At 56.9% G+C, this 17,507-nt stretch carries 14 protein-coding genes; 9 read left to right on the forward strand and 5 right to left on the reverse strand.

Annotated elements, in window-relative coordinates:
- The first annotated feature begins 50 nt into the window (after positions 1-50).
- A complete protein-coding gene (locus LZU96_RS19535) occupies positions 51-644 on the forward strand; it encodes an HD domain-containing protein (protein WP_233985701.1) in 594 nt (197 codons plus the stop codon).
- A 42-nt stretch (positions 645-686) separates the two neighbouring features.
- Here the strand turns inward: LZU96_RS19535 and LZU96_RS19540 are convergent, their stop codons facing one another.
- Positions 687-980 (reverse strand): HTH-type transcriptional regulator, encoded by a 294-nt coding sequence (locus tag LZU96_RS19540; protein WP_094119881.1) that lies wholly within the window; start codon positions 978-980, stop codon positions 687-689.
- A gap of 704 nt (positions 981-1,684) precedes the next feature.
- Here LZU96_RS19540 and LZU96_RS19545 point away from each other — a divergent pair.
- The 6 genes from LZU96_RS19545 to LZU96_RS19570 all read left to right on the forward strand — a co-directional run bounded on the left by LZU96_RS19545 (position 1,685) and on the right by LZU96_RS19570 (position 8,876).
- Entirely contained in the window at positions 1,685-3,283 is a 1,599-nt protein-coding gene (locus LZU96_RS19545; protein WP_233985702.1) for a gamma-glutamyltransferase family protein, read from the forward strand.
- A gap of 181 nt (positions 3,284-3,464) precedes the next feature.
- Positions 3,465-4,181, forward strand: a complete 717-nt coding sequence (locus LZU96_RS19550) for a DUF3053 domain-containing protein (RefSeq protein ID WP_233985703.1) — start codon at positions 3,465-3,467, stop codon at positions 4,179-4,181.
- A 441-nt stretch (positions 4,182-4,622) separates the two neighbouring features.
- Positions 4,623-6,557, forward strand: coding sequence for a PTS mannitol transporter subunit IICBA (locus LZU96_RS19555; protein ID WP_233985704.1), 1,935 nt, complete (start codon positions 4,623-4,625; stop codon positions 6,555-6,557).
- A 92-nt stretch (positions 6,558-6,649) separates the two neighbouring features.
- Positions 6,650-7,798 carry a mannitol-1-phosphate 5-dehydrogenase gene (mtlD, locus tag LZU96_RS19560; protein ID WP_233985705.1) on the forward strand — a complete coding sequence of 383 codons (1,149 nt, stop codon included), beginning with the start codon at positions 6,650-6,652 and terminating at the stop codon, positions 7,796-7,798.
- A gap of 64 nt (positions 7,799-7,862) precedes the next feature.
- Positions 7,863-8,408, forward strand: a complete 546-nt coding sequence (mtlR, locus tag LZU96_RS19565) for a mannitol operon repressor MtlR (RefSeq protein ID WP_233985706.1) — start codon at positions 7,863-7,865, stop codon at positions 8,406-8,408.
- Positions 8,409-8,513: 105 nt separating this feature from the next.
- The gene (locus LZU96_RS19570; protein ID WP_233985707.1) at positions 8,514-8,876 is read left to right on the forward strand and encodes a YibL family ribosome-associated protein; all 363 of its coding nucleotides are present in this window, start codon (positions 8,514-8,516) and stop codon (positions 8,874-8,876) included.
- Positions 8,877-8,884: 8 nt separating this feature from the next.
- On the opposite strand, the gene LZU96_RS19575 is transcribed toward LZU96_RS19570, so the two are convergent.
- From LZU96_RS19575 to LZU96_RS19585, 3 genes are all read right to left on the reverse strand, one after another.
- Positions 8,885-9,847, reverse strand: a complete 963-nt coding sequence (locus LZU96_RS19575) for a VirK/YbjX family protein (protein WP_233985708.1) — start codon at positions 9,845-9,847, stop codon at positions 8,885-8,887.
- Between the two features lie 205 nt (positions 9,848-10,052).
- Complete coding sequence (gene sodA / locus LZU96_RS19580) at positions 10,053-10,670, reverse strand: superoxide dismutase [Mn] (protein ID WP_031375573.1); 618 nt, start codon at positions 10,668-10,670, stop codon at positions 10,053-10,055.
- Between the two features lie 258 nt (positions 10,671-10,928).
- Entirely contained in the window at positions 10,929-12,269 is a 1,341-nt protein-coding gene (locus tag LZU96_RS19585; RefSeq protein WP_233985709.1) for an aspartate aminotransferase family protein, read from the reverse strand.
- 177 nt (positions 12,270-12,446) lie between these two features.
- On the opposite strand from LZU96_RS19585, the gene LZU96_RS19590 reads away from it, so the two are divergent.
- The gene (locus tag LZU96_RS19590; protein ID WP_233985710.1) at positions 12,447-13,223 is read left to right on the forward strand and encodes a DeoR/GlpR family DNA-binding transcription regulator; all 777 of its coding nucleotides are present in this window, start codon (positions 12,447-12,449) and stop codon (positions 13,221-13,223) included.
- Here the strand turns inward: LZU96_RS19590 and fdhD are convergent.
- Positions 13,220-14,044: a formate dehydrogenase accessory sulfurtransferase FdhD gene (fdhD, locus tag LZU96_RS19595; RefSeq protein ID WP_233985711.1), complete on the reverse strand. Its 825-nt coding sequence runs from the start codon at positions 14,042-14,044 to the stop codon at positions 13,220-13,222. The genes LZU96_RS19590 and fdhD overlap by 4 nt on opposite strands.
- 402 nt (positions 14,045-14,446) lie before the next feature.
- Between fdhD and fdnG the strand changes: the two genes are divergently transcribed.
- Entirely contained in the window at positions 14,447-17,497 is a 3,051-nt protein-coding gene (gene fdnG / locus LZU96_RS19600) for a formate dehydrogenase-N subunit alpha (RefSeq protein WP_233985712.1), read from the forward strand.
- Positions 17,498-17,507 lie beyond the last annotated feature (10 nt).

Here is a 17,507-nt window from a genome sequence, read left to right on the forward strand (position 1 = left end):
TAGCGCGCTAGATAATTGCAAGCAAAATTTTTTTAATCCGGAGTAAACGCATGCAGAATTCACTGGAAGAACAGGCGCGACGTTACGCTACGCAGGCCCACGCCGACGCCGGTCAGCGCCGCAAATATACGGATGAGCCCTATATTGTTCATCCGGCGGCAGTGGCGGAATTAGTTCGCAGCGTCAGCGATGATGATGCGCTGCTGGCCGCGGCCTGGCTGCACGATACGGTGGAAGATACGCCGACCACGCTGGGCGATATCGAAAATCTGTTTGGGGCGCGGGTTGCCAGCCTGGTCGGGATGCTGACCGACAGCGCACCGGCGACGGCTAAGAACCGGGCGGCGCGTAAACTGGCGCACTTTCGCCATACCGCCGATGCCAGCCCGGAGGCGCAAACCATCAAGCTGGCGGACATCATCGATAACACCCGCGCGATTGTGCGCTTCGATCCCCACTTCGCCCGCATCTATCTGGTGGAAAAACAGGTGCAGATTGCCTTGCTGAAACAGGGCGATGCACAGTTATGGCAACAGGCATCGACCATTATCGAAGCGGGTATCGCCCAGCTGGGACAGCCGCCCTACAACGTGCCGGACAGCTGGTTTGAGAAACAGGCGGCTAAATACCGCGAACTGCGCTAAAAAAAAACCCGCCATGGCGGGTTCCTTTGGATTTTTTCTTCATTATTCCAGCAGTTGCCGACCCAGATAGGGGTTGGCATGCAACAGCTTCATTAACTTCTGTGCCGTAGCGGAAGGACGGGTACGTCGGGCTTCCCAACTTTTTACTGAAGAAACGCTTACGCCCATCACTTTTGCAAATTCATCAACCTGCATGCCGGTCATTTCGCGCAGACGCTGTGGCTCTGGCACGGCAGGTTGGCGTTGAATAGATAACTCAGCGGGACGGTTGTCACGTGTCAAAACAATCTGCTCAAGGCTGCTGAGCAATTCAAACATCGGGTCTTTTAATTCCATAGAGAACTCCTTAAAAACTCACTATGAAGCACGTGAAAGTAGAGAGGTACGAGTCTGAAGTCAGACTCTGAAACCGGGCCTGGTCAGGCTGTATCCCGCAAGGGTTTGTTTTTGTTATGAGAGAAACCACTACGGGACACAGCCTGCTGTGCACTGCTTGTAAACATGTCAGGTCAATGCAACAAATGCCGGGAAGCTAAGTATGGATAGAGACCTGACGATTTGCCGCGCAATTTATAATTATTTTTTTATCTTTTCTTAGCCGAAAAAGTTCCAGCGCCACTAAATAGTTGAGGCTATTATCTTTTTGCCTCAGCAAGCGGTAAAAAAATCAAATTATGTTTGGTAGTAATGTGGCTGCCGTCATGCTTTATGGCAGCATATTGTCGATTCTGTGAGGAAATACACTTCCTCATGAATGAGTGCAAAATATACGCCAATGGCTCACTTCTTAAACATTTATATTCACTCTATTAATCAAATTAAGAATAGTCCTGGGATGGCAGACCCGGTCTGCGCGGCACAGCTCACATCCACAGTCTGCCGATTCTTCTACTCTGCCCGGACCCGCTTCAGCGCCGGTGGCCGCAACCAGCGTGAAAGCGCCTTTTACGGGTGCGGATGCCGGGCAGCAGGTGAGCCCGTTGCGCTGCCGTGGTGCGTCTGCTAGCAGGCAGCCAGCTAATCAATCAGAAGGAACAGCAATGAGCGATATCGATTTCAATGTGAGTTATGCCTCTCATCGGGTGCCGATGATGGGTCGTCATGCTGTGGCCACCTCACAGCCGCTGGCCGCCCAGGCGGGTATGCGCATGTTGCAACAGGGCGGTAATGCGGTGGATGCCGCGATTGCCACGGCGATGGCGCTGACTGTGGTCGAGCCGACCGGCAATGGCATCGGCAGCGATGCCTTCGCCATCGTCTGGGATGGCCGCGAACTGCACGGGTTAAACGCATCAGGCCGTTCGCCAGCGGCATGGAACCCACAGCGCTTTGCCGGTCATCACGCCATGCCGGAAACCGGCTGGGAGTCGGTGACGGTGCCTGGCGCGGTCTCGGCGTGGGTCACGCTGGCGCAACGTTTTGGCACGCTGCCGCTGACAACCTTAGCCCAGCCGGCAATTGACTATGCGCGCCAGGGTTTCCCGGTTTCGCCATTGATTGGTCATCTCTGGCAGCGCGGCTACGACAAACTTCGGGATCAGCCCGGCTTCAGTGACTGCTTTGCGCCACAGGGCCGTCCGCCGCGCATTGGTGAGTTGTTCCGCAACCCGGCCCAGGCCCGTACGCTGCAGCAGATTGCCGATACCCAGGGCGAGAGTTTTTATCGCGGTGAACTGGCGCAAAAGATGGTGGCTTTCGCTCAGGAGCACGGTGCAGCACTGAGCCTCGACGACCTCAACAAACATCGCGCTGACTGGGTGACATTACTGTCGCGCCCGTTTGCCGGCGGTTCGGTGCAGGAGCTGCCGCCCAACGGGCAGGGCATCGCCACGTTAATCGCCCTTGGCATCCTTGAGGCGTGGGACATTGGCCGCTATGCGCCCGATTCACCGCAGTGGCTGCATCTGTCGATTGAGGCGATGAAACTGGCTCTGGTCGATCTTGAGCGTTACGTCACTGATGAAGACCACCTTGAATTTCCGGCAGATCGCCTGTTAAGCGCCGACTATATCCGTCAGCGGGCAGCACTGATCGATCCGGCACAGGCCGGTGACTTCCGGTTTGGCTCACCGCAGCAGAGCGGCACTGTCTATCTCTCCACCGCCGATGCCAGCGGCATGATGGTGTCGTTTATCCAGTCTAACTATATGGGGTTTGGATCGGGCGTGGTGGTGCCGGATACCGGCATCAGCCTGCAAAATCGCGGCGCCGGCTTTTCCCTCGATCCGCACCATCCCAACGTGGTAGCGGGCGGTAAGCGGCCGTTCCACACCATTATTCCCGCCTTCGCGCTGGATGGTCAGGGTCAGCCGCTGATGTCGTTTGGCGTGATGGGCGGCCCGATGCAGGCGCAGGGGCATCTGCAACTGGCGCTGCGGATTATGCTGCATCGACAGAATCCGCAGGCGGCGATCGATGCGCCACGCTGGCGCGTGGTGCAGGGCCGTGAAGTGGTGTTTGAATCGACACTCGATCGCAATACCCTCAGCACCCTGCGCCGCATGGGACACCATGTGGTACTGGAAGATCCGCTGAGTAACTATAATTTTGGCGGCGCCCAGGCGATACTCCGCGATCCGCAGGGCTTCTATATTGCGGCGACCGAAAGCCGTAAAGATGGACAGGCGCTGGTCTTCTGACGCCGCGCCAGGCCGCAGCGGTGCGCCGATTCAGCCGTTATCGGGTTGACGCGCACTGTGGCCGGACAGTGCAGCCGCATCTCACTGATGGTTTCACATTGTGCCGTGACGCGGGTTTGTTCTATTCTTTAGGCCATTCTTACCTGGACATCAGCCAGTTTCACCGACAGGAGTTGAACGTATGGCTTTAGGACTCACACGCCTCTGGGCGCGCGGCGCTATTGTAGTCGCTGGCGCGCTGATCGTGCTGCAACTCACCGCTTGCGGTGATAAAGAGGGCGAGCAGCGCAAAGCATTTACCGATTTTCTACAGAATACCGTGATGCGCAGTGGCGAGCACCTGCCGAGCCTGAGCGAAAATCAGAAGCAGAGCTTTGGTAAATTCGCCAGTGATTACGCCATCCTGTATGGCTTCTCACAGCAGGCAAATAAGGCAGTCGATCAGGGGATGCGTCCGGTAGTCGATGAGCTTTCAGCCATTCGCGTGCCGCAGGATTACCTCAGCCGTCGCGATTCGCTGCGTCAGGCGAACAGTGCGCTGGTGATTGTCACCCAGCAGATCGAAAGCGCCAAAATGCAGGCAGACAGCAGTAAAGCCGCGCTGAAGCAGGAAGACGAACTGAAAAAAGTCTACGATACCGCCTATAACAAGGTGGTCACCGTGCCGGCGAACCAGCTGATCCCGCTGCTGCCACAGCTGCAGGCGCTGAGCCAGGCGGCGGTGCAGACCGGTGATTTCCTGCAAACTCAGGGCACCCGCGTCAGCTTTAATGAGGGCGGCGTGCAGTTCCCGACCCAGGAGCAGGCGTCACAGTACAATGCGCTGATGAGTACCTTATCAGCCAATGCCCAGGCGCTGACCCAGGCGCAAGCGGCCGTTCAGGGTGGTTTACAGTAAGCACATCAAGCGGCAGGCGTTGATCGCCTGCCCTTTTCCCTTCCGGTTTGCCGCCTTTCTTTCCCTGCTTTTCTGTGGCCTGACGAAACTGTGATCGGGCGCATTTTTGACCAAAAATAGTTTGTGATCTAAGTCACATAGTTATAACAAACTGCTGCCCGCCATTTGTGACCAGAGTCACAAACAGACCGGTTTTGCGGTTAAAATCTGCCCACCTACAGATTATTCTGAGTTAATTTTGTGACATCGATCACTAAAAACACCCCCGCACCCACCTGGATTACGTGATCTAAATCACACTTCTTCTGACCGCTACGCAGCGTCATATTCGCGTGATAGAGTCCGGCTGCATACAGTAATACCACCGGCTGACTGTCGGGGTGGCTAAACAAAAACAAGCGCGCTCTCCTATTGCAGCGCGTCTCAATAAGGGGTGGGTTTATGTCCTCATCAGTGAAGGTCAAAGTACAAAGCTTTGGTCGCTTTCTGAGTAATATGGTGATGCCGAATATCGGGGCGTTTATCGCCTGGGGTATCATCACTGCACTGTTTATTCCAACTGGCTGGATCCCTAACGAAACGTTAGCCAAACTGGTTGGCCCGATGATCACCTATCTGCTGCCGCTGTTGATCGGTTTTACCGGTGGACGTCTGGTGGGCGGCGACCGCGGTGGCGTGGTCGGTGCTATCACTACCATGGGTGTGATTGTCGGTGCTGACATGCCGATGTTCCTTGGCTCGATGATTGCCGGTCCGCTGGGCGGCTGGGCGATCAAGTCGTTTGACCGGGCCGTTGACGGCAAAATCAAAAGCGGCTTCGAGATGCTGGTCAACAACTTCTCTGCCGGCATTATCGGTATGCTGCTGGCGCTGCTGGCGTTCCTGGCTATCGGTCCGCTGGTTGAAGGTCTGTCACACATCCTCGCGGCGGGCGTCAACCTGATGGTGCAGAATAACCTGCTGCCATTAACCTCGATCTTCGTTGAACCGGCGAAAATCCTGTTCCTGAACAACGCCATTAACCACGGCATCTTCTCGCCGCTCGGCATTCAGCAGGCCAGCGAAGCGGGCAAGTCCATTTTCTTCCTGATTGAAGCGAACCCAGGTCCGGGCATGGGCGTGCTGATGGCCTATATGTTCTTTGGTCGCGGCAGCGCGAAACAGTCGGCCGGTGGTGCAGCCATTATTCACTTCCTCGGCGGCATCCATGAGATCTACTTCCCGTATGTGCTGATGGCACCTCGTCTGCTGCTGGCAGTGATCCTCGGCGGTATGACCGGCGTCTTCACCCTGACGCTGCTCAACGGCGGTCTGGTCTCCCCTGCTTCACCGGGCTCCATCCTGGCGGTGCTGGCGATGACGCCAAAAGGCGCTTACTTCGCCAACATTGCGGCCATTGTGGCAGCCTTCGCCGTCTCCTTCGTGGTCTCTGCCATCCTGCTGAAAACCAGCAAGGTGAAAGAGGATGACGATATCGAAGCCGCGACGCAGCGCATGCAGGATATGAAAGCCCAGTCTAAAGGTCAGTCTGCAGCAGGCGCCGCGGTTGCCAGCGATGCCATGAGCGTTGAGCTGAACCATGTGCGTAAAATCATTGTCGCCTGTGATGCCGGTATGGGTTCCAGCGCTATGGGTGCTGGCGTACTGCGTAAAAAGGTGCAGGATGCCGGTTTAAGCAACGTATCGGTGACCAACACGGCGATTAACGCCCTGCCGGGTGATGTTGATCTGGTGATTACTCACCGCGATCTGACCGAGCGCGCGATTCGTCAGGCACCTCATGCGCAGCATATCTCGCTGAATAACTTCCTCGACAGCGCGCTCTACAGCACCCTGACCGAGCGTCTGGTGGCGGCGAACCGCAGCGAAGTACACCGTGAAACGGTGAAAACGGCGCTGTCTGACAGCTACGACGAAGGTAATGCGCACCTGTTTAAACTCGGTGCTGACAACGTCTTCCTCGGCCTGAGTGCCAGCAACAAAGAGCAGGCGATCCGTTTCGCCGGTGAACAGCTGGTAAAAGGCGGCTATGTTGAGCCGGAGTATATTGAAGCGATGCTGGCGCGTGAAAAACTGACGCCGACCTACCTTGGAGAGTCAATTGCGGTGCCGCACGGTACGGTCGAAGCGAAAGACCGCGTGCTGAAAACCGGCGTGGTGTTCTGCCAGTATCCGGCAGGCGTGCAGTTCGGTGATGATGCCGAAGATGTGGCACGACTGGTTATCGGTATTGCCGCCCGCAATAACGAGCATATCCAGGTGATTACCAGCCTGACCAACGCGCTGGACGATGACCGCGTGATTGAAACGCTGGCTAACACCACCAGCGTACAGGAAGTGCTGGATCTGCTGTCAGGCAAACCGCTCACCGCGTAAGCTAATGGTATTTTCCCTGGGGCGGTCAGGCCCGTCCCGATTCCTGGGGCGGGCGTGCCCGCCCCATCGTCATTTGATATGGGTCAAAAATTATGAAAGCGTTACATTTCGGAGCAGGAAACATTGGTCGGGGCTTCATCGGTAAATTACTGGCGGATGCAGGTATCGAACTGGTTTTTGCTGATGTGAATCAGGCAGTGCTGGATGCACTCAACGCGCGTCATGAGTATCCCGTTCATGTGGTTGGCGAGCAGGCCAAAGTGGAAATGGTCAAAGGCGTCAGCGCGGTCAACAGCACCAGCGACGACATCATTACCCTGATCGCTGAGGTGGATATGGTCACCACGGCGGTCGGCCCGCAGATTCTGGAGCGTATTGCAGGCAGTGTGGCTAAAGGTCTGGCAACACGCAGCGACAACGGCAACACCCGTCCGTTAAACATCATCGCCTGTGAAAACATGGTGCGCGGCACCAGCCAGCTGAAACAGCATGTGCTGAAGGCACTGCCGCAGCAGTATCACGCCTGGCTGGAACAGCATGTCGGTTTTGTGGATTCGGCGGTCGATCGCATCGTGCCTCCCTCTGAGGCGGGCAGCAGCGATCCGCTGGAAGTGACGGTAGAAACCTTCAGCGAATGGATTGTTGATAAAACCCAGTTCAAAGGCGATCTGCCGGCCATTCCGGGCATGGAGCTGACGGATAACCTGATGGCGTTCGTCGAACGTAAACTCTTTACCCTGAATACCGGTCATGCCATCACCGCCTACCTCGGCCAGCTGGCGGGTCATCAGACCATCCGTGATGCGATCCTGGATGAAAAAATCCGGGCAACGGTTAAAGGCGCGATGGAAGAGAGCGGCGCGGTGCTGATTAAGCGTTACGGTTTTGACGCGGATAAACATGCGGCCTATATCCAGAAAATCCTGGGTCGCTTTGAGAACCCTTACCTGAAAGATGACGTTGAGCGCGTTGGTCGCCAGCCGTTGCGTAAGCTGAGCGCAGGCGACCGCCTGATTAAACCGACGCTGGGCACGCTGGAGTACGGTTTACCGCACGCCTGTCTGGTGCAGGGCATTGCCGCCGCGATGCACTATCGCAGCGATCAGGACCCGCAGGCTCAGGAGCTGGCTGCCCTGCTGGCAGAAAAAGGTCCACAGGCCACGCTGGCGGAAATTTCCGGGCTGGATGCCAACAGCGAAGTTGTGACGGCTGTGGTGAGCGCCTGGCACGCTATGGCATAATGCGCGCGTGTTAGTGACGCAAGCCGGGTGCAGTTCGCCTGCGCCCAACGGCGGTATCAACCCTATGCAGGCAATAATGGAAGAGAAGCAAGCTTTTGAAAACCGGGTGCTTGAGCGCCTGAACGCCGGTCGCTCGGTGAGAAGCTTTCTGATCGCCGCTGTTGAGCTATTGGCTGAAGCGGTCAATTTGCTGGTATTGCAGGTATTCCGCAAAGATGATTATGCCGTCAAATACGCGGTGGAACCGCTGTTACTGGGCAATGGTCCGCTGGGTGAACTGTCGGTGCGGCTCAAGCTGATTTACGGACTCGGCGTCATCAGCCGGCACGAATATGAAGATGGTGAACTGCTGCTGGCGCTGCGTGAGGAGCTGGATCACGACAGTGGCGATTATCGTTTTACCGACGATGAGATTCTCGGTCCGTTCGGTGAGCTGCACTGCGTGACGGCCTGGCCGCCTGCGCCGGTATTTAACACCGACGACGCGGAGCTGCGCAGCATGCAGCAGCAGCGCTACCTGCAGATGGTACGATCTACCATGGTGCTGTCGCTCACCGAACTGATTTCCCGCATCAGCCTGAAGCAGGCGTTCAAAAAGTCCGCCAGTTAAATCCTGTCAGGTGCCGGGCCGGTGCCTGACATCGCCATAACCTAACCGGGAACATACGCCAGATTTGGTGTATCCTTTGCCTGTTTTCCTCAACGAGTTGTTGTCATGAAAGAGCAAGAAAAAAACGAAATCAAACTTCTCAGCGATAAGCTGGACGCCCTGAACCGCAAAGAGCCGCAGTTACTGGAATCGGGTGATGTCGAGAAACTGGGCGCGCTGCTGAAAGAGAAAGAGACGCTGGTCATTGAGATTGAGCGTCTGCGCGGTCAGCGGGTTGAAAAACTCAGTGCCGAGGCGCAGAAGCTGCAAAAAATGGGCTTCAGCCGCGAAATTACCAAAAAAGAGCAGGCAAATCTGGGCGCGCTGAAGAAAAGCGTGCGCGGCCTGGTGGTGGTGCATCCAATGACCGCGCTGGGACGTGAGATGGGGCTGACCGCGATGACCGGCTTCGCCAGAACCGCCTTCTGATCGGCCGATCAGGCAGCGGCCTGATCGACCCGTTGCTCGCCGGCGGTGGCATACACCTGCTCCGCCAGCGCATCCAGCATCTCATAACGACGGCGGTATTCTGCCCGCTTCTTACTGGCAATCTCTTCCAGCGTTTTACGCGGCAGTCTCAGTGGCAGCGTAAACATTCCATCCTGTCGCGCTTCACCGTTCAGTGACAGCCAGAACTCGCTGTAGCTGGCAAAGAACTTATCCCCCTTGCTGTGACGATAGCGCAGGCTTCGGAAAACGTGGGTCTCATCACCGACTGCCAGAATATTTTCCACACCGCACTGCTGCGCAACAATAAATACCACTTCCATCAACAGACGCTTCGGAAATAGACCGTGTGCCGCTTTGGTCGCCTCGCGAATAACATCATTGCTGATATGTTTCCGCGGACCCTGTAATCCACCAATTAATAAGGTGCGTTTTTTATTCTCGTTAATAATTGAGAATGAAAGCGAAGCAATAATTTCACCGTTATAACGCAGCACCAGCGTCACCTCGCCTTCCCGGTCAAAATAACCTGAACTGCAGGAGAGTAAAAACGCTTCATCATGTTTACCGTTCAGCGAAGCCAGCAGATTATCACCGGCGCTTTGCAGCAACTGGCGCAACATCGGATTCGGCAGGTTATTCATCAGGGTATAGTGATCCAGTATCGCCTGAGCGCGCGCAGCGATGCTGATACCGGAACGCAGATAGGGCCGGTGCAGCTTGGCGGGCAGCAGCCCCTGGGTGCTCATCAACAGTCCGATCTGCGGCAATTGCGACAGCTGATGTAAATAATGGGTGGTGGTCAGCGGCGATATCAGGCTTCTTAACACAAATTTCAGCCGGAAACGCTTACTCAGCCACAGCTTGTCAGGAATATATTTCCCGCTGATTAACTGAAAAAACAGCGATGCAGAAGAATCCGTGGTGGTTTCGTGAGTAGTTATAATTGACATAGTTATCGACACGCAGTGAGCAGGAATGTCACTGAGGATAAAACAACCAATGTCAACGGCAGGTTAATGTGCCGTAAGGTTAAAATTCACCGTGGTCAAAAAGCACCGTTTGTTGATTTTTGGTTTAATTTGGGGCAACGCGAATTAAAGATAAAAAAAACCGGTGAAATAAATTTCACCGGTTTTTTGTTAACGCGGGATTAACTTACTGAGCAGCAGCAAAGCGGGCTGCCGCTTCGTCCCAGTTAACCACGTTCCAGAACGCTTTGATGTAGTCAGGACGTTTGTTCTGATACTTCAGGTAGTAAGCGTGCTCCCACACATCCAGGCCAAGGATCGGGTAACCTGAAACGCCGGCGATCGCTTCGCCCATCAGCGGGTTGTCCTGGTTAGCAGTAGAGACCACCGCCAGCTTGTCGCCTTTTTTAACCAGCCACGCCCAGCCTGAACCGAAACGGGTTGCAGCCGCTTTCTCAAACTCTTCCTGGAATTTTTCTACGCTACCGAAATCTTTTTCGATCGCCGCTTTCAGGTCGCCCTGCAGCGTGGTGCCGATTTTCAGGCCTTTCCAGAACAGGCTGTGGTTAGCGTGGCCGCCAGCGTTGTTGCGCAGTGGGCCTTTTTTGTCAGCTGGCAGCTGATCCAGTTTGGTGATCAGCTCATCGACCGGCAGATTGGCAAATTCAGTGCCTTCCAGCGCCGCGTTCGCGTTGTTCACATAGGTCTGGTGATGTTTAGTGTGATGGATTTCCATCGTCTGCTTGTCGAAATGCGGTTCCAGTGCGTCGTATGCGTAAGGCAGGGATGGCAGTGAATAACTCATGTTCTTCCTCTCCATTTAGTATTTGAGCAGCACGACGAATTCGGGACGTGCCGCGTAAGCAGTCGAATCATTATAGTTAAATTCATGTAGCGTAAAAGGGTAATCAATGCCCTATTAACCATAAGGATTTGAGGAATATGGCAAAAGCAACCCGTTGTTTTTACTGACTGCCGCCTCAGATGCGCCTTTTCAGGCCGCCCGGCTCGTCTCTCTCAGGGCCGTAACAACGGCGACAGCGCCCCTTTTGCCCGCCAGGGATCAGCGCCCCAGCTCGCGCAGCGCGCTATCCAGCGCCCCGACCAGCCAGTCGATGTCGCTCTCCTGAAACGCCAATGGCGGACGCAGTTTCAGCACATTCCCATACGGACCGGCCACCGATGTCAGCACCCGATGCTCACGCAGTTTCTCAATCAGGTCCAGCGCCAGCGCTTTGTCTGGCGTTTTGCTGTCACGATCGGTCACCAGTTCAAAGCCGATAAACAGCCCGGCGCCGCGCACATCCCCGACGCAGTCATAACGGTCCATCAGGCTGCGCAGTTCGGCCAGCAGTTTCGCGCCCACCACACGGCTGTGTTCCTGCAAGCCCTCTTCGGTGATCACGTTCAGCACCGCCTGCGCCGCGGCCATCGCCACCGGATTACCGCCAAAGGTATTGAAGTAAGGAATCGAATCGCTGAAGGCGGCCAGCACCTCACTTTTTGCCAGCAGACCCGATACCGGAATGCCATTCCCCATCGGTTTACCGGTCGTGATGATATCCGGCACCACATCGTGACGACCAAAGCCCCAGAACGCATCGCCGGTGCGACCAAAGCCGGGCTGCACTTCATCGGCGATAAAGATACCGCCGTTGGCATGAACGACGTCCACTGCCCGCTTCAGGAAACCGCGCGGGTCAGGCAGTACGCCGTCAGAAGAGAAAATAGAGTCTGCCAGAAAACCGGCAAATTTAATGCCGTGCGCCGCCATGTCATCAATCTGCTGCTGAATCTGGTCGGCAAACCATTCGCCCAGATCGGGCGCATCAACCCGATAAGCATCCGGCGGCATCACCAGCCGGGTGGTAGCCGCCAGCGGCTGTCCGCTGCCAAGCGCCGGTGAAGCGCCGGAGGTGAGCTCACTGGTGCCGTGATAGGCCTCCTGACTGACGATAATGCCGCTGCCGCCGCTAAAAGCGCGCGCCACGCGGATCGCCAGATCGTTCGCCTCAGAACCGGTACACATGTACATGGCGCGATCGATCGCCGCAGGAGTGGTGGCCAGCAACGCTTCACTGTAATCGAGAATATTTTCATGCAGATAGCGGGTATGGGTGTTCAGCATTTTCATCTGCTGCGTCACCGCCTCAATCACCGCCGGATGGCAATGACCAATGCTCGCCACGTTGTTATAAACGTCAAGATACTTGTCGCCTGCCGCATCCCACAGATACTGCCCTTCACCGCGCACCAGGTGCACCGGCTTGCGATAGAACAGGCGATAAGATTCGCCGAGCACTTTGCTGCGTTTTTCGGTCATCCTGCGCGTGTCGCTATCCAGCGCATCCGCATGTTCAGCACGAAAACTGTTGGTATCCATAATGGTGGAACGCGTGGCCATGGTAACTCCCGTTGCGAGGTGAAGTGGTTGAGGCTGATAACCCATCATGCCTGCCTGCGCTAAAAATGCAACCAAATACACAAATACAACCAAATACACATGACGACATCCGGGTACTCAGGTAAGCTTAGTCACTGATTCAGCCGACTTTCGCACTGCGCGCAATAAGGAATGACCATGCTGCAGGAAACGCGCCTTCAGCGCATCCGGGCGCTGCTGACCCACTTAAATCAGGTCAGTACCGAGCGCATCATCCGGGAACTGGGCGTATCACGGGAAACCGCGCGCCGCGATATTATTGAGCTGGAAGCGCTGGGGCTGGCACGCCGCGTTCACGGCGGTCTGGTGGCGATCGAGACGCCGCCTGAGCCGCCGCTGACCGTGCGGCGTACGGTGCAGGCGAGAGAAAAACGCGCCATTGCCCGGGCGGCGGCAGATCTGTTGCAGCCGGGTCAGACGCTGTTTCTGGATGCAGGCAGCACCACCACGCTGCTGGCGGAGGAGCTACGCGCCCTGTCGGGCCTGACCATCCTCACTAACAGCCTGCAGGCTGCGCTGGCGCTTAGCGCCGGAGAGGAGCATGACGTGCTGGGGAATGAGATTATTTTGCTGGGCGGGACGTTGTCAGCCGGCGCGCAGCAGACGCGCGGCGAAATAACCGTGGCGGAGATCGTACGTTATCGTGCCGACGTTGCGCTACTGTCGCCGGTCGGGATTGAGGCGAGTCGCGGCGCCACCAGCTTCCATCCACACGAAGCGGCGATTGCCCGGGCGATGGTGCAGCAATCCGCCGCGACGATCCTGCTGGCCGATCACAGTAAGCTGGGCGTGGTCAGCCGTACGGTTTACGCCGCACCGCAGGCGATCGCCACGCTGATTACCGATGGCGGCGCTGAGGCCTCCACTGCGCTGGCGGCGCTGCAACAGGCACTGCCGCAGGTGATAGTGGTTTAAATCAGGCGTTGTGGATGGCTGTAAATGGTGGCGCGTCCCGGCTTGCTGAAGCCGACCAGCGTCAGGTTGCAGCGCTCAGCGACCTCCACCGCCAGCCGGGTGGCGGCCGAGACGGCAAACAGGATTTCGACGCCGCACATGGCGGATTTTTGCACCATTTCGTAGCTGGCGCGGCTCGATACCAGCACCGCGCCCTCGCCCCAGACGGACTGGCTGCGATAGCCCAGCAGCTTATCCAGCGCCACATGGCGGCCCACATCCTCACAGCCGCCCGCCAGCTCTCCATCCGGCTGTACCCACGCGGCGGCATGGGTACAGCCGGTTTTCTGTCCAACCGGCTGGTAATTTTTCAGTTGCCCCAGCGCCCGATCCAGCTGCGCCAGCGCGAAGGTCTGGGTAAACGGTAACGGCGCCAGCGGTTTACCAATCTGATCCAGCTGTTCGACACCGCAAACGCCACAGCCGGTACGGCCAGCCAGCGCACGACGCTGCGCTTTCAGCGCCATAAAGCGACGACTGGAAAGCTCAATCTGCACCTCGATACCGTGACAACCCGGCACCACATCCATGCCGAAAATATCCTCTGGCGCGTCAATAATGCCTTCCGACAGCGAAAATCCCAGCGCAAAGGCCTCCAGATCTTTTGGCGTGGTCATCATCACAACGTGGGAGATGCCGTTATAGACCAGCGCCACCGGCACCTCTTCCGCCAGCCAGTCAGGCTGAGCCACCGCGAGGTCAGCGCGCTGCCACACCAGCGTTTCGCTGATACCTGCCTGAGTTGTTAAATCTTCGCCGGGAGTTTGCAGAATAGCTTTCAAGGAGTACGACCTGTTGTTAACAAATAATGAAATGCGGCTGTTCGCGCTGTCGGGTTAAACGGCAACGACAGCCACTAATTTTGCCCTCACACCGGGTACAGCGCAAATAAACCACAAGGCATTTGATGCGGTTATTTATCGCCGGATCGCCCCAGCCACGCCCGCTGGCGGCAGAATGCGAATGATTATTTCTCCCGATTTAACATTCGTGAGCATTCAGGAGCCGTAATTTTGGCCCGCCGCTGAAAATTGTCTTGCGCAGTAAATCCGTTGCTAAAAAATTTTAACAAAATGTAAATGCCGGATTACTAATGCCTAACCTCTTGACCCTGGTCAACTTACAGGCAGATAGGGCTGCTATTTTGCAAGGCTTCGCAATGGAGCCAATAAAGAAGAACGAAAATGCAAATTAACAGACGGAGTTTCTTTAAACTCTGCGCCGGCGGTTTAGCGGGCACCAGCGCAGCATTATTAGGTTTCGCCCCGGCAACGGCGTTAGCCAGCGTCCGGGAATATAAACTGATCCGCGCCAGAGAGACGCGTAATAACTGCACCTACTGCTCGGTGGGCTGCGGCATGCTGATCTACAGCCTGGGCGACGGCGCGAAAAACGCCAGCGCCTCGATTTACCACATTGAAGGCGATCCCGATCATCCGGTCAGCCGCGGTTCTCTCTGCCCGAAAGGCGCAGGCGTGCTCGACTTTATCCACAGTGAGCAGCGGCTGAAGTACCCGGAATACCGCGCGCCAGGCAGCGATAAATGGCAGCGCATCAGCTGGAATGAGGCCTTTGAGCGCATCGCCCGGCTGATGAAGCAGGATCGCGACGCCCATTTCCAGACCACTAACGCTGCCGGCGTCACGGTTAACCGCTGGCCGACCACCTCGATGTTATGTTCTTCGGCCGCCAGCAATGAGACTGGCCTGCTCGACCACAAATTTGCCCGCGCGCTCGGTATTCTGGCGCTGGAAAACCAGGCCCGGCTGTGTCACGGTCCGACGGTTGCCGCGCTGGCACCCAGCTTTGGTCGCGGTGCAATGACCAATAACTGGAACGACATTAAGAACGCCAATGTGGTGCTGATCATGGGCGGTAATCCAGCCGAAGCGCATCCGGTCGGGTTTAAATGGGTCATCGACGCCAAAATCCATAATCAGGCGCAGGTGATTGTGGTCGATCCACGCTTTAACCGTTCCGCCGCCGTGGCCGATTTCTACGCGCCTATACGCGCCGGTAGCGACGTGGTGTTCCTGATGGGGGTGATCAACTATCTGCTGCAGCATGACCACATTCAGCATGAGTACGTGCGGGCCTTCACCAACGCCGCGCTGATTGTTGATGAGGGCTACAGCTTCAGCGACGGTCTGTTCAGCGGTTACGATGCCGCCACCCGCCAGTACGATCGCCAGAGCTGGCACTATGCGCTGGATGAAGCGGGTCATGCGCAACGCGATGAGAGCTTCAGCCACCCGCGCTGCGTGCTCAACCTGCTGAAAGCCCACGCCAGCCGCTATACCCCGGAAATGGTGGCACGCCTGTGCGGTACGGCGCAGGAGAGTTTCCTCGCGGTCTGCCAGCAGCTTGCTGCCACCAGCGTGCCCGATCGTACCACGACCATTCTCTATGCGCTGGGCTGGACCCATCACACCAACGGCTCGCAGATTATCCGCACTGCCGCGATGATCCAGTTGCTGCTCGGTAATATTGGTATGCCTGGCGGCGGTATCAATGCGCTGCGCGGCCACTCCAACGTGCAGGGTTTTACCGATCTTGGTCTGCTGTCGCAAAGCCTGCCGGGCTACCTGCCGCTGCCGTCAGAAAAAATGACCACTCTGGCGAGCTATCTGCAGAAAGCCACGCCGGCGGCGTCCCTGCCGGGCCAGGTCAACTACTGGCAGAACAGCGATAAGTTTTTCGTCAGCCTGATGAAGAGCTTCTATGGCGATAACGCCACGGCAGAAAATCAGTGGGGCTACGACTGGCTGCCTAAGTGGGACAAAAGCTACGACTGCATGGCGCAGGCTGAGATGATGGAACAGGGCGAGCTGAACGGCTGCCTGATTCAGGGCTTTAACCTGCTGGCCGCCTTCCCGGATAAAAATAAAGCGGTTCGGGCCCTTTCCCGACTGAAATATATGGTGGTGATCGACCCGCTCAGCACCGAAACCGCCAGCTTCTGGCAACATCATGATGAGTTTAACGACGTCGATCCGGCCAAAATCCAGACCGAAGTGTTCCGTCTGCCCTCTTCCTGTTTCGCCGAAGAGTCGGGATCGGTGGCTAACTCGTCGCGCTGGTTACAGTGGCACTGGGCTGCCGCTGAGCCGCCGGCTGAAGCGCTGCATGATGGCAAAATCCTCGGCAATCTGTTTTTGCGTCTGCGCGACCTTTATCGCCAGGAAGGCGGGACCGCACCTGAACCGTTGATGGCGATGCGCTGGGATTACCAGGACCCCGCGGACCCCTCACCGGAAGAGGTGGCGCAGGAGAGTAACGGCCGCGCGCTGGCGGATATCTACGATGACAGCGGTAAGCTACTGCTGAAGAAAGGCCAGCAGCTCAACGGCTTTTCGGAACTGCGTAATGACGGTACCACCGCCAGCGCCTGCTGGATCTACGCAGGCAGCTGGACGCCGCAGGGCAATCAGATGGCGCGACGCGATAACGCCGATCCTTCCGGGCTGGGCGCGGTCTCCGGCTGGGCCTGGGCCTGGCCCGCTAACCGGCGCATTCTCTACAACCGCGCCTCTGCCGATAGCCAGGGTAAAGCCTGGGACCCGCATCGCCGCCTGATTGAGTGGGACGGTGCGCGCTGGCAGGGCATCGATGTGCCGGACTATCCGGTAACCCTGGCACCGCAACAGCAGGCCGGGCCCTTTATCATGCAGCCCGACGGCCTGGGTCATCTGTTTGCGCTGGATAAAATGGCGGATGGCCCGTTCCCGGAACACTATGAACCGATGGAAAGCCCGCTGAGTGATAATCCGCTGCATCCGCAGCAGCGTCACAGCCCGGTTGTCCGGCTGTTCCGCAACGATGCTGCCAGTCTGGGTGAGGCCGCGGATTACCCCTGCGTGGCGACCACCTACTCGATCACTGAGCTGTTCCGCCACTGGACCAAACATGCCTTGCTGAACGCCATTGCCCAGCCGGAGCAGTTTGTCGAAATTGGCGCTGAGCTGGCCGAAGAGAAAGGGATTCGCGCCGGTGACCGCGTTAAGGTCTCTTCACGCCGCGGCTACATCAAAGCCAAAGCGGTGGTGACGCGCCGACTGCCGCGTCTGATGATTGACGGTAAGCCGGTCGATACCGTGGGCATTCCCTGTCACTGGGGCTTTGAAGGCACAACGCGCAAAGGCTTTCTCGCCAACACGCTGACGCCTTCGGTTGGCGATGCCAACTCACAGACCCCGGAATACAAGGGATTTTTAGTGAAAGTGGAAAAAGCGTAACGGTGGATGA

This window comes from Pantoea agglomerans (assembly GCF_021397715.1).
GTDB classification, from domain to species: Bacteria; Pseudomonadota; Gammaproteobacteria; order Enterobacterales; family Enterobacteriaceae; genus Pantoea; species Pantoea astica.

Excerpts from the sequence above, each read along its gene's own strand:
- LZU96_RS19535 (WP_233985701.1), top strand. The coding sequence starts at position 51 with ATGCAGAATTCACTGGAAGAACAGGCGCGACGTTACGCTACGCAGGCC.
- mtlR (WP_233985706.1), top strand. The coding sequence starts at position 7,863 with ATGCAGGCAATAATGGAAGAGAAGCAAGCTTTTGAAAACCGGGTGCTT.
- mtlD (WP_233985705.1), top strand. The coding sequence starts at position 6,650 with ATGAAAGCGTTACATTTCGGAGCAGGAAACATTGGTCGGGGCTTCATC.
- LZU96_RS19540 (WP_094119881.1), bottom strand. The coding sequence starts at position 980 with ATGGAATTAAAAGACCCGATGTTTGAATTGCTCAGCAGCCTTGAGCAG.
- LZU96_RS19550 (WP_233985703.1), top strand. The coding sequence starts at position 3,465 with ATGGCTTTAGGACTCACACGCCTCTGGGCGCGCGGCGCTATTGTAGTC.
- LZU96_RS19545 (WP_233985702.1), top strand. The coding sequence starts at position 1,685 with ATGAGCGATATCGATTTCAATGTGAGTTATGCCTCTCATCGGGTGCCG.
- LZU96_RS19555 (WP_233985704.1), top strand. The coding sequence starts at position 4,623 with ATGTCCTCATCAGTGAAGGTCAAAGTACAAAGCTTTGGTCGCTTTCTG.
- fdnG (WP_233985712.1), top strand. The coding sequence starts at position 14,447 with ATGCAAATTAACAGACGGAGTTTCTTTAAACTCTGCGCCGGCGGTTTA.
- LZU96_RS19590 (WP_233985710.1), top strand. The coding sequence starts at position 12,447 with ATGCTGCAGGAAACGCGCCTTCAGCGCATCCGGGCGCTGCTGACCCAC.
- LZU96_RS19570 (WP_233985707.1), top strand. The coding sequence starts at position 8,514 with ATGAAAGAGCAAGAAAAAAACGAAATCAAACTTCTCAGCGATAAGCTG.
- sodA (WP_031375573.1), bottom strand. The coding sequence starts at position 10,670 with ATGAGTTATTCACTGCCATCCCTGCCTTACGCATACGACGCACTGGAA.
- LZU96_RS19575 (WP_233985708.1), bottom strand. The coding sequence starts at position 9,847 with ATGTCAATTATAACTACTCACGAAACCACCACGGATTCTTCTGCATCG.
- LZU96_RS19585 (WP_233985709.1), bottom strand. The coding sequence starts at position 12,269 with ATGGCCACGCGTTCCACCATTATGGATACCAACAGTTTTCGTGCTGAA.